General features: G+C 44.7%; 28 protein-coding genes. 21 read left to right on the top strand and 7 right to left on the bottom strand.

The genetic code is table 11. From position 1 onward, the window contains the following. Window positions 1–279 precede the first annotated feature (279 nt). The 5 genes from A3766_RS06850 (at window position 280) to A3766_RS06830 (ending at window position 3,573) form a co-directional block, all read left to right on the top strand. Window positions 280–552: a late competence development ComFB family protein gene (locus A3766_RS06850; RefSeq protein ID WP_068507938.1), complete on the top strand. Its 273-nt coding sequence runs from the start codon at window positions 280–282 to the stop codon at window positions 550–552. A gap of 162 nt (window positions 553–714) precedes the next feature. After that, window positions 715–1,035 carry a DUF1820 family protein gene (locus A3766_RS06845; protein ID WP_068507936.1) on the top strand — a complete coding sequence of 107 codons (321 nt, stop codon included), beginning with the start codon at window positions 715–717 and terminating at the stop codon, window positions 1,033–1,035. Window positions 1,036–1,087: 52 nt separating this feature from the next. Further along, the gene (locus A3766_RS06840; RefSeq protein ID WP_068507986.1) at window positions 1,088–1,480 is read left to right on the top strand and encodes an MAPEG family protein; all 393 of its coding nucleotides are present in this window, start codon (window positions 1,088–1,090) and stop codon (window positions 1,478–1,480) included. 3 nt (window positions 1,481–1,483) lie between these two features. Further along, window positions 1,484–2,185, top strand: a complete 702-nt coding sequence (gene trmH / locus A3766_RS06835) for a tRNA (guanosine(18)-2'-O)-methyltransferase TrmH (protein WP_068507934.1) — start codon at window positions 1,484–1,486, stop codon at window positions 2,183–2,185. Window positions 2,186–2,226: 41 nt separating this feature from the next. After that, window positions 2,227–3,573 (top strand): MATE family efflux transporter, encoded by a 1,347-nt coding sequence (locus A3766_RS06830; RefSeq protein ID WP_068507932.1) that lies wholly within the window; start codon window positions 2,227–2,229, stop codon window positions 3,571–3,573. 15 nt (window positions 3,574–3,588) lie between these two features. Here the strand turns inward: A3766_RS06830 and A3766_RS06825 are convergent, their stop codons facing one another. The 6 genes from A3766_RS06825 to cysD all read right to left on the bottom strand — a co-directional run bounded on the left by A3766_RS06825 (window position 3,589) and on the right by cysD (window position 9,301). After that, entirely contained in the window at window positions 3,589–3,999 is a 411-nt protein-coding gene (locus A3766_RS06825) for a hypothetical protein (protein WP_068507930.1), read from the bottom strand. Beyond that, a complete protein-coding gene (locus tag A3766_RS06820) occupies window positions 3,996–4,310 on the bottom strand; it encodes a Bor family protein (RefSeq protein ID WP_068507927.1) in 315 nt (104 codons plus the stop codon). The genes A3766_RS06825 and A3766_RS06820 overlap by 4 nt, the downstream gene beginning before the upstream one ends. A gap of 158 nt (window positions 4,311–4,468) precedes the next feature. After that, on the bottom strand, window positions 4,469–5,473 hold the full coding sequence (locus A3766_RS06815) for a rhodanese-related sulfurtransferase (protein ID WP_068507924.1): 1,005 nt from the start codon (window positions 5,471–5,473) through the stop codon (window positions 4,469–4,471). A 59-nt stretch (window positions 5,474–5,532) separates the two neighbouring features. Continuing rightward, the gene (locus tag A3766_RS06810; protein ID WP_068507922.1) at window positions 5,533–6,555 is read right to left on the bottom strand and encodes a nucleoid-associated protein; all 1,023 of its coding nucleotides are present in this window, start codon (window positions 6,553–6,555) and stop codon (window positions 5,533–5,535) included. A 105-nt stretch (window positions 6,556–6,660) separates the two neighbouring features. After that, window positions 6,661–8,298, bottom strand: a complete 1,638-nt coding sequence (gene cysN, locus A3766_RS06805; protein WP_068507920.1) for a sulfate adenylyltransferase subunit CysN — start codon at window positions 8,296–8,298, stop codon at window positions 6,661–6,663. 94 nt (window positions 8,299–8,392) lie between these two features. Beyond that, complete coding sequence (gene cysD, locus A3766_RS06800; protein WP_068507917.1) at window positions 8,393–9,301, bottom strand: sulfate adenylyltransferase subunit CysD; 909 nt, start codon at window positions 9,299–9,301, stop codon at window positions 8,393–8,395. Window positions 9,302–9,670: 369 nt separating this feature from the next. Between cysD and A3766_RS06795 the strand changes: the two genes are divergently transcribed. From A3766_RS06795 to A3766_RS06760, 8 genes are all read left to right on the top strand, one after another. Further along, window positions 9,671–10,939: a glutamate-5-semialdehyde dehydrogenase gene (locus A3766_RS06795; RefSeq protein WP_068507915.1), complete on the top strand. Its 1,269-nt coding sequence runs from the start codon at window positions 9,671–9,673 to the stop codon at window positions 10,937–10,939. 40 nt (window positions 10,940–10,979) lie between these two features. Beyond that, the gene (gene nadD, locus A3766_RS06790; protein ID WP_197475473.1) at window positions 10,980–11,609 is read left to right on the top strand and encodes a nicotinate-nucleotide adenylyltransferase; all 630 of its coding nucleotides are present in this window, start codon (window positions 10,980–10,982) and stop codon (window positions 11,607–11,609) included. A gap of 65 nt (window positions 11,610–11,674) precedes the next feature. After that, entirely contained in the window at window positions 11,675–12,028 is a 354-nt protein-coding gene (gene rsfS, locus A3766_RS06785; RefSeq protein ID WP_068507913.1) for a ribosome silencing factor, read from the top strand. Between the two features lie 83 nt (window positions 12,029–12,111). After that, window positions 12,112–12,582 carry a 23S rRNA (pseudouridine(1915)-N(3))-methyltransferase RlmH gene (gene rlmH, locus A3766_RS06780; protein ID WP_068507911.1) on the top strand — a complete coding sequence of 157 codons (471 nt, stop codon included), beginning with the start codon at window positions 12,112–12,114 and terminating at the stop codon, window positions 12,580–12,582. Between the two features lie 49 nt (window positions 12,583–12,631). Then, window positions 12,632–14,524 (top strand): penicillin-binding protein 2, encoded by a 1,893-nt coding sequence (gene mrdA, locus A3766_RS06775; RefSeq protein WP_068641973.1) that lies wholly within the window; start codon window positions 12,632–12,634, stop codon window positions 14,522–14,524. Between the two features lie 28 nt (window positions 14,525–14,552). Continuing rightward, window positions 14,553–15,698: a rod shape-determining protein RodA gene (gene rodA / locus A3766_RS06770; RefSeq protein ID WP_197469920.1), complete on the top strand. Its 1,146-nt coding sequence runs from the start codon at window positions 14,553–14,555 to the stop codon at window positions 15,696–15,698. Window positions 15,699–15,727: 29 nt separating this feature from the next. Beyond that, window positions 15,728–16,723 (top strand): lytic murein transglycosylase B, encoded by a 996-nt coding sequence (mltB, locus tag A3766_RS06765; protein WP_068507908.1) that lies wholly within the window; start codon window positions 15,728–15,730, stop codon window positions 16,721–16,723. A 79-nt stretch (window positions 16,724–16,802) separates the two neighbouring features. After that, window positions 16,803–17,552 (top strand): septal ring lytic transglycosylase RlpA family protein, encoded by a 750-nt coding sequence (locus tag A3766_RS06760; RefSeq protein WP_082865052.1) that lies wholly within the window; start codon window positions 16,803–16,805, stop codon window positions 17,550–17,552. On the opposite strand, the gene A3766_RS06755 is transcribed toward A3766_RS06760, so the two are convergent. Beyond that, on the bottom strand, window positions 17,521–17,703 hold the full coding sequence (locus tag A3766_RS06755) for a hypothetical protein (protein ID WP_068507906.1): 183 nt from the start codon (window positions 17,701–17,703) through the stop codon (window positions 17,521–17,523). The two genes, A3766_RS06760 and A3766_RS06755, sit on opposite strands and share 32 nt — an antisense overlap. A gap of 172 nt (window positions 17,704–17,875) precedes the next feature. Here A3766_RS06755 and A3766_RS06750 point away from each other — a divergent pair, with 172 nt between their 5' ends. From A3766_RS06750 to A3766_RS06715, 8 genes are all read left to right on the top strand, one after another. After that, complete coding sequence (locus tag A3766_RS06750) at window positions 17,876–19,048, top strand: D-alanyl-D-alanine carboxypeptidase family protein (RefSeq protein WP_068507904.1); 1,173 nt, start codon at window positions 17,876–17,878, stop codon at window positions 19,046–19,048. Window positions 19,049–19,079: 31 nt separating this feature from the next. Continuing rightward, the gene (locus tag A3766_RS06745) at window positions 19,080–19,403 is read left to right on the top strand and encodes a YbeD family protein (RefSeq protein WP_082865051.1); all 324 of its coding nucleotides are present in this window, start codon (window positions 19,080–19,082) and stop codon (window positions 19,401–19,403) included. A gap of 89 nt (window positions 19,404–19,492) precedes the next feature. Next, entirely contained in the window at window positions 19,493–20,116 is a 624-nt protein-coding gene (gene lipB / locus A3766_RS06740) for a lipoyl(octanoyl) transferase LipB (RefSeq protein WP_231872205.1), read from the top strand. Between the two features lie 32 nt (window positions 20,117–20,148). Beyond that, complete coding sequence (lipA, locus tag A3766_RS06735; RefSeq protein ID WP_068507899.1) at window positions 20,149–21,159, top strand: lipoyl synthase; 1,011 nt, start codon at window positions 20,149–20,151, stop codon at window positions 21,157–21,159. Window positions 21,160–21,162: 3 nt separating this feature from the next. Further along, a complete protein-coding gene (locus A3766_RS06730) occupies window positions 21,163–22,575 on the top strand; it encodes an AarF/ABC1/UbiB kinase family protein (RefSeq protein ID WP_068506914.1) in 1,413 nt (470 codons plus the stop codon). 152 nt (window positions 22,576–22,727) lie between these two features. Then, a complete protein-coding gene (gene lepA / locus A3766_RS06725) occupies window positions 22,728–24,527 on the top strand; it encodes a translation elongation factor 4 (protein WP_068507897.1) in 1,800 nt (599 codons plus the stop codon). Between the two features lie 52 nt (window positions 24,528–24,579). Next, complete coding sequence (gene lepB / locus A3766_RS06720) at window positions 24,580–25,365, top strand: signal peptidase I (protein WP_068507894.1); 786 nt, start codon at window positions 24,580–24,582, stop codon at window positions 25,363–25,365. Between the two features lie 115 nt (window positions 25,366–25,480). After that, window positions 25,481–25,855 carry a DUF4845 domain-containing protein gene (locus A3766_RS06715; RefSeq protein WP_068507892.1) on the top strand — a complete coding sequence of 125 codons (375 nt, stop codon included), beginning with the start codon at window positions 25,481–25,483 and terminating at the stop codon, window positions 25,853–25,855. Window positions 25,856–25,866 lie beyond the last annotated feature (11 nt).

Raw genomic sequence — 25,866 nt, 5'->3', positions numbered from 1 at the left:
AATGAGCATATAAAATATACGGTTACTTCCGATTGTATGTGATCAGCGCAGGCCTAGCCAGCCAAGATGCGATTAATTATTGTTAATTGGGTTGTGATTGGGTAACTAAATGAAAACAGGCTTTCTACCGCTTTTTGATCGCCATTTTGAAACTGGCTCTGTTGTTAATTGTTTTAGATGCTAGACTCTATCTTTAGATGCTTTAATGGCTGGGACGATCTACATGAGTGTAAATCGATCTAAACATAAAAATTGTTGCTGATAGTACGAGGTATATTAATGTCACTTCTTGATAATATTCAGAATTACTACGAATCCTTGGTAATTGAAACACTGGCTAAAGAGGTAGAAGGGCAGGATTTTGATGAGGATGTTCTCACCGATGTGCTTTGTATAGCCTTAAACCATTTGCCACCACGATACATTCGCCATGAAGTGGATATGTTTTTCTACACCTCACCCACTGAAAGTCATGAGGTTGAAGACAAGGCACGCAAAGCGGTAATCGACGCTTTGGAATATGTGAAGAAAAGTGATCGATACGAAAAGTAGCCGTTTAGAATAAACGTTACAATCTCATCGTGATGAAGCCAGCTTTCTATATTAGTTAGCTGGTTTTTTAATTTATGGCTTGAGACAAGTTCTTGGTTTGTCACTTTACTGCTCTCTGTTATGATAGCGCGTCCTTAAAACGCTTCGGTACTACTTGTCCTTATGAGCCTTAAAAAAACCTACAAAGTTATTTTTTATAATAATGAAGATATCTACGAGATTTACGCTTCTCATGTATATCCCTCGGAACTATACGGCTTCATTGAGGTGGAGCAGCTTCTTTTTGGTGAAAAGAGTCAATTGCTTGTAGATCCTAGTGAGGAGCGTTTGAAGAACGAGTTTACTGGTGTTAAACGAACTTATATTCCAATGAATGCGATCGTCAGAATTGATGAGGTTGAGCAAGAAGGCACGCCCAAGATCTCTGGAAGCCGCAGTTCTGTTGCCAGTTTTCCTTCGGGTGGGCGACCAGACAAGTCGTAGATCCTTCTGCCCGCGTTACTTATTATCAGAATAAAAAGCCAGGAGAATGACCATGTTATTTATTAGTCCATTATATGCTTCATTGTTAGTGATCCTTATCGTGTTTCTAGCTTATCGGGTGACAACCTTTCGTAGAGATGAGGGAATATCCATTGGTGATGATACTGGCTCAAAAGCAATGAAGAGCGCTGTGCGAGCGCATGCTAATGCAGTAGAGAATATACCTGTAGGGATTGCTTTACTGCTAATGCTCGAGTTAAACCACTTAACACCCTGGCTTATACATGTGTTCGGACTGACGCTACTATTGTCTCGTATTGCACATGCTTATGGCTTATCGAAGAAGAATGGTCCGACTAAAGGTCGTTTTTACGGTACTTTGTTTACATGGTTGTGCTTGCTGGCAATGGCCGTTGTTAATATTCTAATTTTAGTCACTCGATAAGACATGACACCAGAACGTTACCAAAAACTAAAGCGCACGTTAGACCTCAGACAGCCAGATTTAACGCTACTGACAGAACAGATTCATAAGCCGAGAAACATTGCTGCACTGGTTCGAACCAGCGATGCGGTCGGTATCCAAGAACTAAATATGGTATGGCCCTGGGATAAGCATCGCCCTTATAGTGGTACGGCAATGGGCAGTGATCGTTGGGTGGATATTGTTCGACATGAGTCAATGCCAGAGGCGATTGATACCCTGCATGAAAAGGACTATAAGGTTTATGCTGCGCATCTGTCTGATAGCGCAATTGATTATAGGGATGTTGACTATACTAAGCCTTGCGCGATTCTATTAGGTAATGAAAAGAAGGGCGTCAGTGATATCGCAGCGGCCAAGGTGGATCAGCATATTGTGATTCCGATGCTTGGTATGGTGGAGTCATTTAACGTATCGGTTGCCGCAGCCATTATTCTCGCTGAAGCGCAAAGGCAGCGGTCCTTGGCTGGGTCTTATGATCAGGTTCGTTTAGATGGTAAAACCTATCAGGAAACTTTCTTTCGCTGGGCGCACCCTAAAGTCGCTAGCTATTGCCACCAGAACAAACTTCCATATCCCGAAGTTAGTGAAGAGGACGGTGAGATAATAAACCCCTCACAATGGTATGCGAGTATCAGAGCTAAGCGTGATTCTGCTTCAGAATAAACTTTGAGCGATAAAAGCTCACTAGAACAAGACTCTCTCCTATGTTGAAAGCTATCTTTAGCCTTGCTGGCCCATTGGTAATAGGGCAAATCTCATTTGCTTTAATGGGTTTGATCGATACGCTATTGATGGGGCGTTTAGGGGTTGATGTGCTTGCTGGTGGTGGTTTGGGCGCAGTTGTATATCAATTCTTTTACATCGTTGGTATTGGTGCTTTAGTCGCTACGGCTAATATGGTTGCTTTTGCTAAGGGCAGTGGTAATCAAAGTGAAATCCACCGTGCAGTCTTGTCTGGTAGCTTATTGGTGGTGATTCTTTTTGTCGTCTTTGCTTTTGGCTTGGTTAATATCTCGCCTGTCTTACTTTTCTTTGGCCAGCTGTCTGAGCTGGTTTTTTTTGCTCAATCATATTTAGATCTTGTTTTATGGGCATTGTTGCCAGCATTTGGTTTTATCTTGATGCGCAGTTTGGTTGTTGGCTTAGGTAATTCAAGGCTTATTCTTCCTATTAGCCTAATAGCAGCCGTTTCAAATTACCCGGTTAGTCTGGTGTTGATGGAAGGCTATTTGGGTTTTCCAAAAATGGGCCTGGAAGGCATAGCCTTAGGAACCTGTATTATTTCCTGGGCGATGTTTCTGGGATTGGTGTTTTTGAGTTATCGACGCGATGAATTTAAGGGATTTCCTTTTTGGAAGGGCTGGCAAAACTTTTCTCTTTCGCAATTTCTTGAAACGCTAAGGCTTGGATTACCTATCGCTTTGGCCCATGCAATGGAGGTGGGAATGTTTTCGGCTGCAGCAATCATGATTGGGTGGTTGGGGGCGACAGCTCTGGCTGCTCATCATGTTGCGCTTCAGGCAGCTACCTTAAGTTTTATGGTGCCACTGGGGATCTCCCAAGCGGTTTCAGTTAAGGTGGGGGAGTTATACGGGCAGAATGCTGTTGGGCAGGTTCCACAAGCTGTGGGTTCAGGTTTTGTACTGGCACTTGTAAGCGCTTGTTTTGCTGCAATAATATTTATCTTTGCACCTGAAACTTTGGTGCAGCTGTTTGTACAAAAGGAACAGCTTCTAGCGGAGAATTACCAGGAATTTGTTCAGTTAGTGGCTTCAATTCTTCTAGTTGCTGCAATCTTTCAGGTGGTTGACGCTTGGCAGGTGATTAGTATGGGCGCCCTTAGGGGCTTTAAGCTTGGAGCTTCGCCGACATTGGCAGCGATTATTAGCTATTGGTGTGTCGGTATGCCTATTTCTTACTTCTTGCTGGAGCCCTATGGTGCGGTAGGCGTGTGGGGAGGTATGGGAGTAGGGCTGGCAGTCAGTGCGCTCGTGCTTTCAGCTTTGCTGTTTCGCGAGGTGCGACGACATAAGTCTATGCAGTCGCACTAGTTTCTGTTTCGCTGACTATTGAGGCGTTCGGCAGGAGTATTCAATGCTCCAATGAGACCAGAGGTCAATTCCCATAGCCGAGGCGTTGTAGAATAATGCGTTATCCAGCAAGCCGACCACCACATCTACTGGTGTAACCTCAGTAGTAACCTGGTTCCAGTCAAGGCCGACACAAACCTGACTTGTTTCAAGGGCATTGCTTAATTCAGCGAACTGATAAATGCTGTGGTGATACCACCTGCGGTAGCGCTTGCCTGAGCTGGCATCCAAATCGTCTTCGGATACATCTGATGAGAAGTCAAATAGAGACGGTACGGGGTCAGGCACGACTTCGCCATTTTCAAAATGGATCACTGCGCAGCCTTGGCTCATCGCTATTGTCGTCGCTAGCAGGGTGGCACTTAGTAATTTATTTAGCTGTTTCATGAATCGTCATTCTCCAGTTCACACCAGACTTTCGCAGTTCTGGGGAGGTATAAGCCTAGAGATAAGGTGGCAAATAGCACATCTGTTGCCGAGTATTTGCTTTGCATTTGTTTTACGGGTTGTTGGCGACAAATTTTGGTGACGTCAATGTGATGCTCGCCGATAAAGCCCCATAAAAAGAAATGTTTGGATTCTTCATAATGAGGGCGGTATCTGAAGTCAGAGGGGCCGCTTTCGGTAATGGTGACCGCAGCGCAGCCTCCCAAGCTAATTGCAAGAAATAAGACAAAGAGGGTAGAAATTTTGCTCATTGCGCATCCATGTATCAAACAGTCTATTATTCTGGGGAATTATAGCGAGTTTTGCGAGACTTCAGGCGAACCAGTATGCAAAAAAATGAAGTACCTGCGATAAAAGTTATACGAGGCCTGCTAAGAGGCGCCCGTATAAGCTAATGAGGCCAACTGTATTACTTGCTTAACTTCTCTTGCTGCGCTTTGATTGCTGCTTGCTTTTCAAGTTTACGTCGAGCAATCGTCTCGCTGACATCGCCACCAATGTGTTTCTCATGGCGCAGCTTAGCGAGTTCTATTTGCTTCTGTCGTTCAGCGAAGCGGGCTTTTTGTGCTTCGGTGTGCATGTCGTGACACCTTGGGCAGCTAACGCCCTCAACATAAAGCTCGCTAGATTTATCTTCTTCTGTAATTGGAAGACGACATGCATTACATTGATCGTAACGACCTTTCTCCAGTTGGTGATTGACTGCTACGCGTTCATCAAAGACAAAGCATTCGCCTTCCCACATGGTCTCTTCAGCTGGAACTTCTTCTAAGTATTTAAGGATGCCGCCTTCAAGGTGATAAACGTCTTCAAAACCTTGTTCTTTCAGGTAAGCTGTCGATTTTTCACAACGAATACCGCCCGTACAAAACATCGCGACTTTTTTGTGCTTTGCCTTATCCAGGTTTTCTGCAACGTACTGAGGGAACTCTCTAAAGCTTTCGGTTCGAGGGTTCAAGGCATGTTGGAAGGTGCCAATTTCGACCTCATAATCATTTCGCGTATCGACTAGTAGAACTTCAGGGTCAGAGATGAGTGCGTTCCAGTCCTTTGGCTTTACATAGGTGCCAACTACTTCCTTAGGGTTTATGCCTTCAACGCCCATGGTGACGATTTCTTTTTTCAGTTTTACCTTGGTTCGGGCAAACGGAGCTTCTTGGGTGAAAGACTCCTTATAGCTAAGATCGCTCAAACGTGGGTCTGACTTTAACCACTCAAGAAGTTTGTCTATGCCCGCTCTAGAGCCAGCAACGGTGCCGTTGATGCCTTCTTCTGCAAGTAGTAGGGTGCCTCGTACGTCGATGCTCTTCATCAATTCAAGAAGAGGGGTTTGAATCTCTTTGTAATTTTCGAGTGTGACAAATTTATATAATGCGCAAACAACGTAAGTTTGCTCGTTTGGTGTGGTAGACATGTTATTTCCTATCAGCATGACCGGAACGTAAATCCGGCGCCTTGGTTTAGTGTTAAGAACTAGTTTTCTTGCTTGTCCTTAATGTGTTCAAGAATCTGTTTTTTCAGGCTCTTGGGGATTTCTGTAATAGTGAGCGTATTTGACTGCTCATCAAACAAGATTGTTTGCTGCATAAGGTCTGATGAAAAGGACAGGCTTAAACCATTGCCCTTGCCAGAGATTCTGACCAAATGCTTTAGCTTACGAGTGTCTGGGCGCAGGGTTTGGCTGGTGTCTAGTTGCGCTTCTTGTTCTGCGAATTGAGCAAAGCGGGTGGGTTCATTTTCATCAAGGAAGCCCGATAGCTCATTAATCGGCACTGCTTCACCTAGCTGCTGCTGTTCAACGCAAAAGTCATAGGCTTTTTGATGAAGCTGAGCAGCTTGCTTGGGTTCGGTTTCTTTGGTGTAGCCTGCTAATACTTCCATTAGCGTTTCAGTTTCTTTTGCGCTGTCGATAGAGCTCTTGAAACCGATTGACTGAGTGAATGCTTCACCTATTTTGGCTTTTGAGCGTGCGCGGACCAAGCAAAGGTATGGGTCAGTACTTTCGCTTTCTGAAAGCCAGTCATCAAGGTCGATGCGCAGGGCAAGATCCATTTTATTTGTGTTGAGGTAGTCCACGGTATCGAGATTAAGCCCAGAGTCTAGGAGTAGGCCGGAATTTGTTTCCAGCGCAAAGATATAGACTCGAGGGCCATCTGCACGTTCCTCATGAACCGTAAGGATAGTGGCTTCAAAGCTCTCGCTGGTTTTATCCACTAGGTCTTTGAGTTGATTCATGTAGAGAAGGCTTAGCTTCTCGAAGCTGATTTTTCCATCCAGTTGCTCTTTCAACCAGTTTTGATAGGGGGCACTACTATAGTCTTCATCAAATTGACCGTGGAATTTACCTGCTTTGAATTGAAAGACTTTTTTAAGTTGACTGAAGAGTCCTTCATGATCTGCAGTGACGTCAGGTGCCTGCTCACAGAGTTGAATTTCTGAAGGTTGATCTTCTTGCCAGCGAGTAATCTTATGAAAAACTAGCGAAGTAATAGCCATGGATTGAGTTCTCTCTGTGTCCAATGAAATAAGGGGCTACGAAGTAAATCGTAGCCCCTGTCTTTGGGTTAGGCTTACTGAGATGAGTATCTCAGTGAATCAAATTTAGCTAAGCCCTTTTACCTGTTCAGGAATATCTACGTCAGATGTTGCTGATAGTACGGTATCTGCAATATCTGAACTGCCTTCCAATGAGGTAATTGCAATTAAGCCTGCTTCTTTAGCTGCCTTAGCAATCAAGAGTTTATCTGCATCGTTGTCGGCCATGTGAGAGGTGATCAACAGGCAAGTTCGACCCTGATTGAACAGCTTACGCTCAGCGGCTTGAGCGAGTACATCACCCGCTTCACCTGAGCAAGCAATAATCGAGGCTACCTGGTGATCTAAACGCGCTGCACGCTCTGCTTCGCTAACAGGTTCCCACTGTGCGCTAGTATCTTCAGCGGCTTCAACGATCATGCCTGCGCCAACCGTTACGTTGGTTAGACGGTCGATAATAATGAAGGCGCCCGTTGCTTTGTTTTCACCATATGGGTCAAACGCAAGTGTCTGGTTTGCATGGATCGTACACAATGCAATACTGTTAAGCTCTAGTTCGCTGGCATCCTTTTTCTCAAGCGTATTAACGTCAATTAAATGCTCAATTGACTGAATTGACGCTGAAGCCTGCTTGGAACCAAGTTTAATATCAATAAGCTTGCCTGGCTGAATTTTGTCTTCAGACATCCAAACGATATGTGCTTTTACCGCAGAACTTACCGTTGGGTGATTGTCAGACTGAACAATCATATCGCCACGACTGATATCGATTTCATCATTCAAGGTAAGCGTAACCGCTTGACCTGCGAAACCTTCATCCAGTGAACCTTCAAAGGTCACGACTTCTTTTACGGTACTGCTTTTACCCGAAGGAAGTGCAGTAATTTTATCGCCAGGCTTAACGATACCCGAAGCAATCGTTCCACAGAAACCACGGAAGTTAAGGTTAGGGCGGTTAACGTATTGTACTGGTAGGCGGAAGTCTTCCAGATTCTTGTCTTTAGCTATTTCGACTGACTCAAGCATCTCCATTAGAGGCTTGCCTTTGTACCAAGGTGTCTTGTCGCTATTGCTGATTGTGTTAACACCTTTCAGTGCAGAAAGTGGTGCAAACTGGATATCGCCCAAATCTAACTGGTCAGAGAATGAAAGGTAATCGCTCTTGATTTCATTAAAGCGCTCTTCGCTGTAGTCAACCAGATCCATCTTATTGATGGCAACGATGACGTGCTTAATACCCAGTAAAGAAGCAATAAATGAGTGACGTTTGGTTTGCGTTAATACACCGTGACGTGCATCGATCAGGATGATTGCCAGGTCAGCAGTTGACGCACCAGTTGCCATGTTACGAGTATATTGCTCGTGTCCGGGAGTGTCGGCGATGATGAACTTGCGTTTAGCAGTTGAGAAATAACGATAAGCAACATCAATGGTGATGCCTTGCTCGCGCTCAGCCTGTAGGCCGTCAACTAATAGTGCAAGGTCGATTTCACCTTCGTTGGTGCCGGACTTAACGCTGTCTTTCTTAATTGCTTCAAGTTGATCTTCATAAATCATTTGAGAGTCATGAAGTAGTCGGCCAATAAGTGTGCTCTTGCCGTCGTCAACGCTACCACAAGTAAGAAGACGTAGTAGTTCTTTTTGTTCGTGTTGCTTCAGATATTCGTTAATATCTTCACTGATAAGATCTGACTGGTGTGACATGTAAACTATCTCTTTATTTGCTGCCTCGCGCTGGGTCTTAGCGTGAGGCAATAATCTTGGTTGCTATGTATCAGCTTTGTACGTATATGCTGGCCTAGAAATAACCTTCGCGCTTCTTCTGCTCCATTGAGCCTGCCTGGTCGTGATCAATGACGCGGCCTTGTCTTTCAGAGGAGGTGGTTAGTAGCATTTCCTGAATTATTTCGGGCAAGGTTGTCGCTTCAGACTCAACTGCACCCGTTAGCGGGTAGCAACCAAGCGTACGGAAGCGTACCGACTTCATCTCTACCTTTTCACCTTCTTCAATCGGCATACGTTCATCATCAACCATGATCATGACGCCGTCACGTTCAACAACAGGTCGCTTCGCTGAGAAATAAAGTGGAACGATATCGATGTTTTCCAGGTGGATGTACTGCCAGATATCAAGTTCTGTCCAGTTAGATAAAGGGAATACACGAATGCTTTCACCTTTATTAATCTTACCGTTATAAGTATTCCATAATTCAGGGCGCTGATTCTTTGGGTCCCAGCGGTGGTTTTCATCACGGAAAGAGTAAACACGTTCTTTAGCGCGAGACTTTTCTTCGTCACGTCGTGCGCCACCGAAGGCTGCGTCAAACTGATATTTGTCCAGTGCTTGTTTAAGACCTTGGGTTTTCATTACGTCGGTGTGCTTGGCACTACCGTGAGTAAAAGGTCCGATGCCTTGATCAACGCCTTCCTGGTTGATATGCACGATCAGATCGAAGCCATACTTTTTAACGGTCTCGTCACGAAACTTGATCATTTCCTGGAATTTCCAGGTAGTGTCAACATGCATTAGAGGGAAAGGTGGCTTACCTGGTGCAAAAGCTTTGCGAGCCAAGTGCAGCATAACAGCGGAATCTTTACCGACAGAATAGAGCATTACCGGATTATCAAATTCAGCGGCTACTTCTCGAATGATGTGGATGCTTTCAGCTTCCAATTGCTTTAAATGAGTCAAATTGTATTGCGACATATATGTAACTCTTACCAGAGGTCAATAAACGAAAAAATCGTGTTTAAGTGGATAGCTGCTATTTCTATAGGCTGCTACCTAACAAAAGGGTGCGGAATTATAACAGGCTTGTCGCTAAATAATAAGGGATGTGGTGCTTTAGTGAGTGGTGGTGGAGTGCGCTTATATTCTCACTTATGCTAAAAGATCAGATGTTTAGAATATAATGTTCTATTTAAGATGTCTCGATATCAGTAAGAAATACGGATGTCTTGTGTTTAGTTTATCGCTGTTTGGCGGCTCTTTTTGGGGTGCTACATTGCTAGTACTAGGAGCGGCAGTAGGAACACGCTATAATCGCGTTTTTGATAATTAAGCCAAGAGAAGAAGATGGACGTTAAAGCCTATATGGTCAAAGTGGGTGAGGCAGCTCGTCAAGCTGCTAGCCAGATGACTTCAGTCAGTACCGGATTAAAAAACAAAGCTCTATTAGCAACCGCTGATGCTTTGAATGCCAAGCGTGATATGTTGATTCAAGAGAATAAAAAGGATCTTGAGGCTGGGCGTGAAAATGGTTTGGATGATGCGATGCTTGATCGTTTGGAGCTTACGCCAGCGCGTATAGATGGCATGATTGAAGGCTTGCAGCAAGTAGCAGGGCTTGATGATCCTGTTGGAATTATTAACGATCTCAAGTATATGCCTTCCGGTATTCAGGTTGGCAAGATGCGTGTGCCGCTTGGTGTGATTGGGATTATCTATGAGTCTAGACCAAATGTAACGGTTGAAGCGGCGAGCCTGTGTATTAAATCGGGTAATGCAACGATTCTTCGTGGCGGTTCAGAAGCTATTCATTCAAACAAGGCCATCGCGAGCTGTATCGCAATAGGTTTGTCTGAAGCTGGCTTGCCTGAAACGGCTGTTCAGGTGATTGAAACGACAGATCGCGCGGCAGTGGGTGAAATGATCACCATGCCAGAATATGTCGATGTGATCGTGCCTCGTGGCGGAAAAGGTCTGATCGAGAGAATCAGTCGAGACGCTAAGGTGACAGTAATTAAGCACTTGGACGGTATATGTCACGTGTTTATCGACCGTGATGCGGATATTGAAAAGGCGAAGGCAATTTCATTGAATGCAAAAACGCATCGTTATGGCACTTGCAATACGATGGAAACGCTTTTGGTTGATGCGCCTGTCGCTGAAGAGGTTCTGCCCCAGTTAGCAGTTTTATATGCAGAAAAAGAGGTTGAGCTACGTGGCTGTGAGCAAACTTGCACAATCTTGAATAATGCGGGTTTTGCTGCGAAGGATGCGACGCTGGAAGATTGGCAGACAGAATATCTTGCGCCGGTATTATCTATTAAGGTGGTAGAGGGTATGCAGGAAGCCATTGCGCACATCAATGAGTTCGGTTCGCACCATACTGACTCAATTGTTACCGAGAACTATACAAAAGGTCGTCAATTCCTAGCGAGTGTCGATTCCAGCTCGGTAATGATCAATGCCTCAACGCGATTTGCTGATGGCTTTGAATATGGTTTGGGTGCAGAAATCGGCATTTCAACCGATAAGATTCACGCGCGTGGGCCGGTTGGTCTGCATGGCTTAACTTCGGAAAAATTTGTGGTGCTGGGCGATGGGCATATCCGTCAGTGAGGCCTGCATTAATTAGATTCCTTATGAGAAGTCTAACTTCGTGAAAGTTGTTTTCGGTGGTACTTTCGACCCGGTTCATGTTGGTCATTTGCGCATGGCCACCGAGCTTGTCTCGGAACTGGGTGTCAACAGTGTCGACTTGATGCCTTGTTACCAGGCTGTGCATAAGGATAGTGTGTCGGCAAGTGCTGACTCTCGCCTTGAAATGTTGAAGCTGGCGACAGCTCATGACTCGTGTTTGAATGTTGATGAGCGAGAGATTCGGCGGGGTTGTCCAAGTTATACCATTGAATCAGTTCGCGAGATGCGTCAAGAGCTTGGTGATCAGGCCTTGAGTATCGTCATGGGGACTGATGCTGCGCGAGGTTTAAGAACCTGGCGTCAGGCAGAGCAGCTATCAAAGCAGACGCATATTGTTGTTGTAAAGCGCCCGGGTGAACTTGAAGGCGATATAAAGCAATGTCTGGAGCAACTTGGCTTTGAATGGGTTATGTCTGCCAATTACTTGCATGAGCAGCCGGGCGGCTTAGCTTTGATGCTTGATTTGACGCAGTTAGATATCTCTAGCACTGCCATTCGTGAAGCGGTCAGGAAAAATAAAAGCATTCGTTACCTTGTGATAGGTGCGGTTGAAGACTATATCTGTGATAATGCGCTTTATCGAGAGTGAGTTGCTGTTTTGAAACGCTGTTTCAGAGCAGGCAAAATTAACCAAATGGGGAACACAAAGAACGTATGCAAACTGAAGAATTGAAAACTGTAGTGGTCGAGGCTTTAGAGGATCTTAAAGCTGATAATATCTGTGTGCTGGATGTTAAAGATAAAACTAGCGTCACAGACTATATGGTGATCGCTTCAGGGACTTCGAGCAGACACGTTAAGTCTCTTGCAGAAAATTTGGTTTCCGAAGTAAAAGATAAAGGCGGACGGCCTTTAGGTATTGAAGGTGCTGATGGCAGTGACTGGGTTTTGGTTGATCTGGGCGAGGTTGTCGTTCATGTGATGCTTCCCGCTTCACGCACATTTTATGACCTGGAAGGCTTTTGGCGTGATGGCCCGGATGCCAGTGCCTCAATGACTGAGCATTAACTATAGCCTTTTCTTTAGTTTTTCCTTTGGCTTATGTAATAAGCATAATTCAATCTCTGCACTGTTTGTGAATTGCGATAGCGATGAAAATAAAAATACTTGCTGTTGGTACTAAAATGCCGAAGTGGGTGACGGAAGGCGCAAACGAATATGTTAAGCGCCTTCCTAAAGACCTTCCTTTAGAGTTTATCGAGATTCCCTTGGGGAATCGTAGTAAGAATGCCGATATCAAGCGCGCTATTCAAAAAGAGAGTGCGGCTATACTCGCTCAAATTAATAGTCAGGATCATGTTGTTGCGCTTGAGGTTAAAGGTGTTAACTGGAGTACGGAGAAGTTAGCCTCTAACCTTGAAAACTGGCAAATGAGTGGCAAAAATCTAGTTATTCTTATTGGTGGGCCGGACGGCTTAAGCAATGAATGTCGAGCTCGTGCTGATCAGCAGTGGTCTCTCTCTGCATTAACATTACCTCATCCCATTGTTCGTGTTGTGCTTGCTGAGCAGCTATATAGGGCTTGGACGGTTACGCAGAATCACCCTTATCACCGTTCATGATTAAAAAGAGTGTTTGCAGTGTATTCGATCTATTTCAGGGGAGTTGGGTTTGAAGTCTGATCGTCGCCTTAAGGACTCGAATCGAGAGAAGCGAATTTATGCTTTTCGCACGATTGTGGCGTCAATCTTTGTCTTGAGTTTGACGGGCGGATTGATCTTCCGCATGTACTACCTGCAGATTACTAATCATACGCATTTTCAAACTTTATCCGATAAGAATCGCATGCAGTTGCAATCGATTGCACCAAACCGTGGTTTGATTTATGACCGAAACGGTATTTTGCTAGCTGACAATCGGCCAATTTTCAGTGTCGCGATTACACCAGAAGACAGCGCCTCCATTGATGAAAGTATTGCTTCGATTGCCCAAGTCATATCAATTTCTGATGATCATGTGAGGCGCTTTAAAAAACGTTTAAAACGGGCCAGAAGACCATTTCACCCTGTTATTCTAAAAAGTAAGTTGACCGAGAAAGAAATTGCGATGCTCGAGGTGCGCAGGCATGAACTGAAGGGAGTGAAGGTACTTGCCGAGCTCGCTAGACACTACCCGATGGCGAAAGATACTGCGCATTCGATCGGTTATGTCGGAAGAATAAATGAAAAAGAGCTAAAAAAGGTCGATGAGCAAAACTACTCGGCGACTAACTATATCGGCAAGCTTGGAGTTGAAAAATTTTATGAGTCAGAATTGCATGGTCAGGTTGGCTTTCAAACCGTAGAAACAAACGCCAGTAACAGGGTTTTGCGGGTGTTGGATAGAAGTGATCCGGTGCCAGGTAGAAATCTTACTCTACATTTGGATGCACAGCTGCAAAACCGGGCAGTGGAGCTACTTGGCTCAAATAGGGGAGCCGTGGTCGCAATAGAGCCTGAAACCGGCGGCATACTGGCAATGGTTAGTACGCCGAGCTTTGATCCAAATGCTTTTGTTACGGGGATTGATTACAAGTCTTATGGCGAGCTAAGAGATTCTTTGGATCTTCCTTTATTTAACAGGGCATTAAAAGGGCAGTATCCACCTGGCTCTACGATTAAGCCTATGGTCGGTTTAGGCGGTCTTGATACCAATACGACCACGCGAGAGTTTAGCATTTGGGATGAGGGACGTTATCAATTACAAAATGATGAGCGGATATATCGCGACTGGAAGCGGGAAGGGCATGGGCGTATAAATTTAAGATCTGCTATTGCTCAGTCATGCGATACCTATTTTTACGATCTCGCGTTTAAAATGGGTGTTGATCAGATGTCTAAGTATTTAGGCTATTTCGGTTTTGGGAGTAATACTGCTTTGGATATTTCTGAAGCAAGATCCGGGATTTTACCAACTCGTGAGTGGAAGAAGGCCCTAAAAGGTCGCTCTTGGTATCCAGGTGACTCACTGAACCTAGGGATTGGTCAAGGTTTTATGCTTGCAACGCCATTGCAGTTGGCAACGGCTACAGCATTTTTGGCAAACCGGGGACGCTGGGTTGCACCAACTCTATTGAGGTCGATTTCCCTAAGAAAGGGAGAAAGCGAATATTCTGCTCGCCGTCGTGAGGTTGAAATGCCTGACCTTGATCTTAGCAGGCCGGAAGACCTTGATTATATTATTGAGTCGATGGCTGATGTGATGCATGGCCGTCATGGGACGGCTCGCGGTAGTGGTCGCAATGCTAGTTATAAAATGGCGGGAAAAACCGGAACAGCTCAGGTAGTAGGTATTGCTCAGGGCGAAAAATATGATGCTGAAGCCTTGATCGAGAGACATCGAGATCACGCTTTATTTGTTGGTTTTGCGCCGTTGGATGAGCCCCAAATTGCCGTGGCGGTGATTGTTGAAAATGGGGGAGGAGGAAGTAGTGCTGCTGCGCCAGTTGCTAGGGCCATGTTTGATGAGTGGTTGATTTCTCTCGGGCATATAGCTTCCTCTAATCCAGATACTCCAAAGGAATAGTCGTTTTGATATTTGAGTCGCGAATCAAATGAGTAGAGAGTTTCTAAGGCAGATGCCCGGGGCAGAAAGTCACTTGCGCAATAGTGGTGGTCTTCTGTTTCGCTTGCACCTAGACCCGATCATGTTGGGCTTGCTTCTATTGTTGTGTGCCGTTGGTCTGGCTATTTTATATAGCGCAGGTGGTCAAGATATGGTGTATGTCGAAAAACAGGCGACACGCTTCGGTATTGCATTTGTTGTGATGTTTGTTTTTGCTCAGCTAGATCCCAATGTCTACCGGCGTTGGTCTCCATGGCTATATGTTATTGGTGTCGCAGCGTTGATAGGGGTTATTTTCTTTGGAACGGGTGCTAAAGGTGCACAGCGATGGTTACAGCTACCAGGTTTACCGCGTTTTCAGCCCTCTGAGTTTATGAAGTTGGTGGTGCCGATGATGGTTGCATGGTTTTTGGCTGCGCGTTATTTACCTCCAAGCTTTAAGGCTGTCATGGGATCATTGGTGCTCGTTTTTATTCCGGTATTGCTCATTGTTAAGCAGCCGGATTTGGGGACTTCAATCTTAATTGCCGCCTCGGGTGTTTTTGTATTAATGTTTGCGGGTTTGAGCTGGAGGCTAGTCGGGGGCTTTGCTGTTTTACTCGCATCTTTTGCGCCGCTTATGTGGATGTTTGTGATGCGAGATTACCAAAAACAACGTGTCCTAACTTTTCTCGACCCAGAAAGTGATCCGCTAGGCTCAGGTTGGAATATTATTCAATCGAAAACGGCGATTGGCTCTGGCGGCACCTGGGGGAAGGGGTGGCTTGAAGGTACTCAGTCTCAACTGAATTTTTTACCTGAAAGTCATACCGATTTTATTATTGCAGTCTGTGCAGAAGAGTTTGGTTTTGTTGGCGTCTTGGGGTTGTTGCTTCTATATTTACTGATTATATTCAGGGGGCTGTTCATAGCGCTTAAGGCTCAGGATTCATATGGTCGTCTATTGGCGGGCAGTCTGGTCATGACATTTTTTGTATATGTTTTTGTAAATATCGGTATGGTAAGTGGTATCTTACCTGTTGTGGGTGTGCCACTTCCGTTGGTAAGTTATGGCGGCACCTCTGCGGTAACTCTAATGGCGGCATTTGGTGTACTGATGTCAATTCATACTCATAGAAAGATGCTGTCGCGCTAAGCGAATTGCGAACAATAAAAGGATTATGTATGCGTTCAGGAAATAAATTGTTTTTTGTAATCTCAGCTTGCCTGATGCTGTTGTCGGTTTCTTCGGCAAATGCGAACTATATTGAGCACGAAAAAGCTAAAAGCTTTATTGATATGATGGTTAGTAAGCACGGCTTTGAAAGTGCAAAGTTAGCTGAAATATTTTCTCAGGCAGAAAAGAAAGATAGTATTCTGAAAGCAATTGCTCGACCTGCAGAGAAGCGCCTCGAATGGAAGGGTTATCGAAAGATATTTCTTACCGATGATCGAATTAAGAAAGGTTTAGCCTTCATTGAAGAAAACCGAGAGAGCCTAAACCGGGCTCAGGAAAAGTACGGTGTTCCGGTTCATGTTATTGCTGCCATAATAGGTGTTGAAACTCGCTACGGCCGTAACAAGGGGAGTTATCGTGTGGTGGATGCACTTTCAACTTTAGCTTTTGACTATCCGCCTCGTTCAAAGTTTTTCACAAAAGAGTTAGAGCAAGTATTTCTTCTGTCTAAAGAGCAGGGCTTTGCAGCCTTAGACTTGAAAGGCTCATATGCGGGTGCGATGGGTTACGGCCAGTTTATCCCAAGTAGCTATCGTCACTACGCAGTTGATTTCGATGGCGATAAGGTTGCGGACATTCTTAATAACGCTACCGATGCGGTGGGAAGTGTTGCTAACTATTTTAAGATGCATAAATGGTCCGAGGGGCAGCCAGTCGCTTTTCAGCTAGAAAAGTCAGACTTAGGAGAGGGTTATCAAGAGCTTGTTCATAAGAAGCTCAAGCCGTCGCATATGGTAGCTGATTTTGAGGCACACGGTTTGCGTCTTCCTGCTGGTTTGGATAAGAATATGCCTGCGAAACTTCAGATACTTCAAGGGGCTACCGGTGAAGAGTATTGGTTAACCTTGAGGAATTTTTACGTGATTACTCGCTATAACCATAGTCATTTATATGCGATGGCAGTTTACCAGCTTTCCGAGGCTCTAAAGCTAGGAATGAACTAAGGTGTTGAGTAGTTTGCGTTGCATTCTCTTGTGTTGCCTGGCCCTGCTTTTGCTGGCTTGTAGTAGTTCTCGCTACAGCATGAAGCATGATGTCGGGCCTACTGGAGAGTTCGATGTATCCAAGGTGCCAGATGCAATCCCTAAATGGGAGCCAATCAGCCCAAAAGGCAATTACTCTCCTTATACTGTGCGAGGAAAGGAGTATCACCTGCTCGATTCGATTAAGGAGTATCGCGAGGAGGGGATTGGCTCTTGGTACGGCTTGAAGTTTCATGGTGAGCTGACTTCAAATGGTGAGATTTATAATATGTATGCCATGTCGGCAGCGCATAAGACCTTGCCTCTTCCTGCCTATTTGAAGGTGACAAATCTCGAAAATCAAAGGTCGGTTGTGGTTAGAGTTAATGACCGTGGGCCATTTCATGAAGGTAGAATATTAGATCTATCTTATGCCGCAGCCAAGAAGCTGGATTACCACAACAAAGGAACTGCCAGGCTTTTACTAGAATCAATCGTTGTACCAAAACCAACAGTGAGTGGTGAGGAGGCTTCGGGGGTAAAAGAAAGCAAAGACCGCTTAGCCTATTTTGTTCAAGTGGCGGCGCTATCTAATCAGGCTTCGGCTAATAACCTTCTCCAGCGTCTACAGAGAATGGGCTTGGCTCACTCTGCGTTTGTAGGGAAGGCTGAAGGGGCTAATATCTATCGTGTCAGAGTTGGACCAGTTGATGACATGAGCGCTGCAGAAAAGTTAAAGGCTCATTTATCCGACAGTGAGGTTGGTGCACCTGTTGTGATTAGTCGTCCTGTGTTGGCTCCGGGCTCTTAGGTATATGGGCTTCTTTCTCAGGCTTCATGTTTTCAGCTTGTGAAAAATCGAAGCCGCAATCTCCGTCTAGCTGTTCAGGGTCGTAGCGAATTCCACAGCCTGCTTTAACTGTTTGTGCGCTGTCAACAGAGCCGTTTTTGAGTTCCTTCATTTCGTTTATACCTCTTCTTGTTCGTTAGAAGTCTGTATTAGCTGAAGCGTTAATTTTAATACAGATTGGCTTATTGGTCTTCGCTTATGGATGAATCGATTGCTGAATTCGGTTAGACTTGCTTTCTTCAATATATGTCACTTCGTTCATATAAATCAAAATCGGGTTTTTAATGATGTTCAGATCACTAGGTAAGGTGTTACCACTTTATTCTTTGTTGTTACTTCTCGGATTCCATGTTGCCGACGCATTTGCTAAGCCAGCTCTTATTCCTTCTCCGCCACAGGTTTCAGCTAGCTCTTATATTTTAATGGATGCCACGAGTGGCGAAGTAATCGTAGAGCATGAAAGCTACGTTCAGTTGCCACCCGCCAGCTTGACTAAGATGATGACCGCATACATCGTCGAAAGCGAAGTAGCTCAAGGTAATATCAATTTATATGACGAGGTTCCAGTGAGCGTTAAGGCTTGGCGCACTGGCGGGTCAAAAATGTTCATCAAGGAAGGCTCAAAAGTTTTGCTTGAAGAGCTGCTCAAAGGCGTAATTATTCAGTCAGGCAATGACGCAAGTATTGCGCTATCTGAGTATGTTGCTGGTAGCGAAGATGCATTTGCCGATATCATGAATCAGCAAGCTCAACTACTGGGCATGACAAACTCCAACTTTATGAACGCTACAGGCTTGCCTGCTGAAGGGCATTATTCATCAGCCTCTGATTTGGCAAAGCTGGCTCTTGCGATCATTAATGACTTTCCTGATCAGTACCCTTTGTATTCTGAAAAATACTTCACCTATAACAATATAAGGCAGCCAAACCGCAATCGCTTGTTGTGGCGTGATAAGTCAGTCGATGGCTTAAAGACCGGACATACTGAAGAAGCAGGTTATTGCCTTGTCGCGTCAGCTAAGCGCAATGGTATGCGCTTGATTAGTGTTGTCATGGGTACGAATAGTGAAAATGCCAGAGCTAAAGAGACACAGAAGTTGTTAAACTATGGCTTTAGATATTATCAGACGCACGAACTGTACAAGGCTGGTGAAGTACTGACAGATAGCCAGGTTTGGAAGGGTGCTTTGGATTCTTTCCAGTTGGGCTTAGCCGAAGACGTAATAGTAACGATTCCTCGGGGTCAAAAAGATGACCTTAAAGCAGAGCTTAAAGTAGATAATGTAATTGAAGCGCCTGTTGCCGTGGGACAAGAATACGGCCGCTTACTTGTGTCTCTTGACGGTAAAGTAATTGTTGATGAAGCTTTAGTAGCTTTGGAGCCCGTGCCCGAGGGTGGCTTCTTTAAACGCCTGTTGGATATGATTAAGTTGTTTTTCATTGGTTTGTTTTCTTAATGAAAATTAGTTCTTGGTTGGAGGTAGTGTGATGATAAAGAAACCTGTGATACTGAGTAACTCTTCAGCTAAAGGTCTATCAGCTTCTTCATCTGAAGATGAAGTTAAAATAGAGTTTCCTTGTGATTATCCGATTAAAGCAATTGGTTCTAATAATATTGATTTGAAAGCTTTGGTGATTGAAACCGTTAAGGTTCATGCTCCAGACCTGGATGAGAATCGGGTTACCTTGAATGAAAGCAGCAAGGGAACCTTCGTCTCGGTGCGTTTTCATATATACGCGACTGGCGAAGCTCAGTTAAAAGCGATACATGAAGCCTTGATGGCGACTGGCCATATAAAAATGGTTATCTAGTCTGGCATGTTGATCTGAGGGCGATAGCGATGACAGAGAAAGCTCAAAACTCAAATGGCCCAGCGTTTGGCCAGCATTTACAAGTAAAAATGTTACACGGTCTCCAGCCTTATGAAAAAGTCTGGCGAGCAATGCAGGAATTTACCGACCAGCGCGACGAGCAGACCGAAGATGAAATATGGGTGCTGCAGCATGAGCCTGTTTTCACGCAAGGGCAGGCCGGAAAAGAAGAGCATATTCTAGCGCCAGGAGATATTCCTGTTGTACCTGTCGACCGGGGTGGTCAGGTTACCTATCATGGCCCGGGACAACTTGTAATTTATCTTATGCTCGATATAAACCGTATGGGAATTGGTGCTCGAGACCTTGTTTCTAGAATAGAGCAGGCTTTGGTCAATATGTTGGCCTTATACGGTATTCAGGCTGCACCTAAAAAAGATGCTCCCGGTGTTTATGTGGGAGAAGATAAAATTGCTTCACTGGGCTTGCGTATCAGGCATGGGCGTTCGTTTCATGGTTTGAGTCTCAATATCGATATGAACCTTGAGCCTTTTGGGCGTATTAACCCTTGTGGCTATCAAGATCTCAAAATGGTTCAGCTGTGTGATTTCCAAGAAGATGTTGCTGTTGAGAGAGCGGCAGGTTGCTTGGTTAATGAGCTGCGAAAGTCTTTTTCCTATGACGATATTGTTATGGAATATAAAGACAGTTAATTGCTCAAAATTAAATTTAGTAGAAGGTAGTTATGACAGATTCTCCCAAGGGTAGTGCCGACGCGAAGACAGGCAGTAGTGCTAAGACGATTAAGCGAGCTGTGCAGGGTGAAAAGCTTCGTGGCGCCGAGAAGGTCGCCAGAATACCCGTTAAAGTCATTCCTACTGAAAAAATGCCACGAAAGCCAGACTGGATTCGCGTTCGGGTTCCGGCAACCCCAAAGATTGATGAGATAAAGGGTAAGCTACGTAAGCATAAACTACATAGTGTTTGTGAAGAGGCTTCTTGCCCGAATTTGGGAGAGTGCTTCGGCGGCGGCACCGCTACCTTCATGATAATGGGGGATATATGTACTCGACGATGTCCGTTTTGCGATGTTGCTCACGGTCGTCCCAAGCCACTTGCTGAAAACGAACCTCGTGAGTTAGCGATTGCAATTGCAGATATGGCTTTGCGTTATGTTGTGATTACCTCCGTAGATCGTGACGATTTGCGTGATGGTGGTGCTCAGCACTTTGCTGATTGTGTAAACGAAATCAGAGAACGTAGCAGCGATATTGAAATTGAGATATTAGTGCCAGACTTTCGTGGCCGTATGGAAGTTGCGCTCGATATCCTAAAGCAAACACCGCCAGATGTGTTCAACCATAACCTTGAAACAGTTCCTTCTCTTTATAAAAAGGTTCGTCCTGGTTCTGATTATCAATGGTCTTTGGATTTGCTCAAGTCTTATAAGGCTTTGGCTCCCAATGTACTAACCAAGTCGGGTTTGATGTTAGGAATTGGTGAAACGATTGAGGAGGTCGAGCAAGTGATGCGTGACCTTCGTGCGCATGATGTTGATATGTTAACCCTGGGGCAGTATTTGCAGCCGAGTAAAGATCACCTGGCTTTAGAGCGTTTTGTCACGCCACAAGAGTTTGATGATTTAGCGGTGCTTGCCAAAGAGCTTGGATTCAAACATGTTGCTAGTGGCCCAATGGTCCGCTCTTCTTATCATGCAGATAAACAAGCGAAGGGCGAATCTCTGCCAAAAGTGTAGCTTATGTCAAAGTCCAAGAAAGACTCTAATACTCAAAGTAATAAAACAGTTTCAGCTATCAAAACGGGTAGCTTTGAGCGTCGTTTGAGTCTGACTAAAGCAGGCTTACTGGCCGGTACGCGGATGGCTGGTCATATGACTACCTCTTTATTTTCCGGCAAAGAGGCTAGAGCTGAAAAGCGCAAAAAGGCACTTTCGGATCAAGCTCACTTTCTTGTTCGTGAGTTAGGAATGCTGAAGGGGAGTGTGGTTAAAATCGGGCAGGTCATGGCGCTTTATGGCGAACACTTTCTGCCACCTGAAGTTACCGAAGCTCTCCATACTCTTGAAGAAAATACTACTGCGCTGGAATGGCCTGTCATTCGAGGTGTTTTGTTCGAGCACCTTGGCGCAGCGAATATGGATAAGCTTGAAGTTGAAGAAGAGCCAATAGGCACAGCTTCGCTAGGACAGGTTCATCGTGCAAAAATAATCGAAACAGGTGAAGTCATTTGCTTGAAGGTTCAGTACCCGGGAGTTGCTCAGGCAATTGATGCCGATCTGGATGCTGTCGCACAAATACTTCGCTTGGCGAGGGTGGTTACTGCAGGACCAGCGTTTAACGATTGGTTGGAAGAGGTTAGAGTGATGATGCATCGGGAGGTAGATTACCACCTAGAAGCTGAAACGACAGCCCGCTTCTCTCAAATGCTTCAAGATGATCCTCGATTCATTGTTCCAAAAGTGTATTTTCAGTTCTCCTGCGAAAATGTTATGGCTACAAGCTACGAAGAGGGTGAAAATGTTTCTAGCGAGCGTGTTGCTGAGTTGTCTCAGGCGCGTCGTAATAATCTGGCTAAATCATCTTTGGCGCTGTTTCTGCAAGAGTTGTTCGTCTGGCACGAGATTCAAACTGATCCAAATTTCGGTAATTATCGAATACGAATTGGTGAAGAGAGTGGCAAAGATAGAATAGTGTTACTGGATTTTGGCGCTGTGCAAAAGTATCCACAGCAATTTATTAACCCTGTATGTCAAATGATTTCAGCTGCTTATGAAGCTGACCTGGAAGGTGTTATTCGTGGTGGGATTGCGTTAAAGTTTATGCAAGCAGACTGGCCGCGAAAAATCCTGGAAGAGTTTGCCGGGGTTTGTATTGCAGTGCTGGAGCCTTTAGCGAAAGACCAGTCTGCTGCGGGTTCTGAATCTTTTAATGAGCAGGGAGAGTATCGTTGGCGCGATAGTGATTTGCCTTCACGTATTGCCAAGCGAGCTGCTGTTTCGGCAATTAGTCGTTACTTTAAAATTCCGCCAAAAGAATTTGTGTTCCTGAATCGAAAGCTGGTAGGCGTCTATACCTTTATTTCGGTACTTAATGGTCAGTTTAAGGGGCAGGACCTATTGGCACCTTATGTTGAAGCCTTTAACGTCCGGTAGCCATTCTCCGTTTTCCTTTAAACATTTCAAGAAGCCCGCAACTTATCAAACAAATATCGCCAAGTTAGCTGAAATCCTTTAGAATGCGCGGTTTGGTTGCCACTTATTCCGAGTGCTCAATTTAGATATCAACCTTAGAGTAAAATAATCCAGTGAGTAGTCTTAAACATATTCGTAATTTCTCAATAATTGCCCATATTGACCACGGTAAGTCGACCTTGGCTGATCGTTTTATTCAGGATTGTGGCGGGCTGTCGTCCCGTGAGATGGAAGCTCAGGTACTCGATTCCATGGATATCGAGCGAGAACGTGGTATTACGATCAAGGCCCAGAGTGTCACACTCGATTATAAGGCAAAAGATGGCGAAACCTATCAGCTAAACTTCATCGATACTCCGGGGCACGTAGACTTTTCGTATGAAGTGTCACGTTCTCTCGCTGCCTGTGAGGGTGCGTTATTGGTTGTCGATGCTGGTCAGGGGGTCGAGGCTCAGTCGGTGGCAAATTGTTATACCTCCATCGAAATGGGCTTGGAGGTACTTCCTGTACTAAATAAAATGGATTTGCCACAGGCCGATCCTGAGCGAGTAACCCAAGAGATTGAGGATATTATCGGAATCGATGCGTCGGGAGCGGTTCCCTGTAGTGCTAAAAGTGGCATGGGAGTTGAAGATGTTCTTGAAGCTCTAATCGAAGTGGTTCCACCTCCAGAGGGTGATGTTGATGCTGACCTTCAGGCGCTTATTATTGATTCCTGGTTTGATAATTACTTGGGTGTTGTATCTCTCGTACGAGTTAAAGAAGGCACCTTGCGTAAAGGCGATAAAATCTTAATCAAGTCAACGGGCAAAACCCACCAAATTGATGCTGCGGGAGTGTTTACACCGAAGCGTCATGAGACCGGCATTCTTAGAGCAGGTGAAGTTGGTTTTGTTGTTGCGGGTATTAAAGACATTCATGGCGCGCCAGTTGGTGATACCATCACCCATGCTAAAACTCCTGAAGTAGAGCAGTTGCCAGGCTTTAAGAAAGTCCAGCCACAGGTCTATGCCGCTTTGTTTCCAGTTAGTTCTGATGACTATGAGTCGTTTCGCGATGCCTTGGAAAAACTCACCTTAAATGACGCTTCTTTACATTATGAACCTGAGACCTCCGATGCGCTTGGCTTCGGGTTCCGCTGTGGTTTCTTGGGTATGCTCCATATGGAGATTATCCAGGAGAGACTCGAACGAGAATATAACTTAGATTTATTGACCACTGCGCCAACAGTTATTTACGAACTAGTGATGCGTAATGGTGAGGTTATTAAAGTAGATAACCCGTCTCGTCTACCAGACCCCGGTGCAGTAGAGGAGATGAGAGAGCCAATCGTAGAGGCAAATATTCTCGTACCACAAGAGCATTTGGGGAATGTAATTAGTCTTTGTGTTGAGAAACGAGGCATTCAGAAGGATATGCAATTTCTGGGAGGGCAGGTCTCTCTCAAATATGATTTACCAATGAATGAAGTGGTACTCGACTTCTTTGACCGTATCAAATCAGTCAGTCGGGGCTTCGCGTCGCTAGATTATCACTTTGTACGGTTTGAAACGTCTAATTTGACCAAACTGGACGTTCTAATAAACGGTGACAAAGTTGACGCATTGGCGCTAATTATTCATAAAGATAATGCCCACTCAAAGGGACGTTTACTTACCGAGAAGATGAAGGAGCTAATTCCTCGTCAAATGTTTGATGTTGCTATTCAAGCCGCGATTGGTGGTCAAATTGTTGCTCGGCAAACTGTAAAAGCCTTACGTAAAAACGTAACAGCAAAATGCTACGGTGGTGACGTAAGTCGTAAGAAGAAGCTTCTACAGAAGCAGAAAGAAGGTAAAAAACGAATGAAGCAGGTTGGGAGTGTAGAGATCCCGCAAGAAGCTTTCATGGCAGTTTTGAAGATTGATAATTAATACATTGCTTTCGACGTCGTTGGCTTGAGCATCAAGTAGATAAGAGAAGAGTATGGATATAGATTTTCCCCTGATATTGGTTGTACTGACTTTCGCGACGGGTTTGATATACCTTGCCGATGCAATACTCTGGAAACCAAAAAGAGATGCGGCTAAAGATAATTCATCTAGTGCAGCTAGCGAAGAAGAAATTTCTGAAGGCCCTTGGTTAGTAGAAGTTTCTAGGTCTTTTTTTCCGGTACTGGCAATCGTTTTAGTTTTGCGTTCCTTTCTTGTTGAGCCTTTCCAAATTCCTTCTGGTTCAATGTTACCAAGCCTGGAAGTTGGCGACTTTATTCTGGTAAATAAGTATGCCTATGGTTTTCGCCTTCCCGTGGTGGGAACTAAAGTCATTGAAATGGATGATCCGCAGCGCGGTGATGTAATGGTCTTTAAATACCCTAAAGATGGAAAGACCAATTATATTAAGCGAGTTATCGGTGTCCCTGGTGACAAAATTGAATATAAAGACAAGCAGTTATGGATCAACGGTGAGCTTGTCGAAGAGAAACTGTTAGCGAATTTACCTGGGCGCAAACTGTTTGAAGAGACTTTAGGCTCGGTTAAGCATAAGCTGTATGAGCATAAAGCGCAGCTAAATAGAGGTGCTGAAGGTTACTGGGAGATTCCTGAGGGCTCGTATTTTATGGTTGGAGATAACCGGGATAACAGTAATGATAGCCGCTTTTGGGGCGTTGTTCCTGACCACCTGGTTGTCGGAAAAGCCTTTGCGATATGGATGCATTGGCCAAAGTTCTTCTCCATACCTAGTTTTTCGCGTGTTGGTGCTATCGAATAAAGTTTAAGACTTTTGTTTAGCGAGTAGGCAATATCCGTATATTGAACAATACTATTATAAATGTCCTGCTTCTTGGCAGCGCAACGATTCAAATAGATTAACGATGAGGTTATACATGCGTACTGATTCTCGGCAAAAGGGTGCTTCGATGCCAGTGGTCCTGCTTTTTTTGGGTATGGCTGCGATTATTTTAACAATTGCTTTCAAGCTTTACCCCGCGTTTTATGAGCATTGGCAAATTGCATCTGTACTCGAATCTTATGATAAAGAAGTTGATTTAGAAGGGATGTCTGCTGGTGAGCTGGAAACAAACTTCCAAACCCGCTTGTTAACTAACAATGTCCGTACCTTTGATGTTAAGGAAGGCTTCTATGCTGAAGTTACAGATGAAAGTGTTTATATCTCGGTAGAGTATGAAGTTCGCATTCCGATTTATAGCAACATAGATGCAGTGGTCTCCTTCGAAGAGTCTATAGAGAAAAAGTTTTAGTTTAGAGTTAT

The organism is Oleiphilus sp. HI0132 (assembly GCF_001635845.1).
Note: the sequence above shows the minus strand (reverse complement) of the source record. Positions and strands in the feature narration are given on the sequence as shown.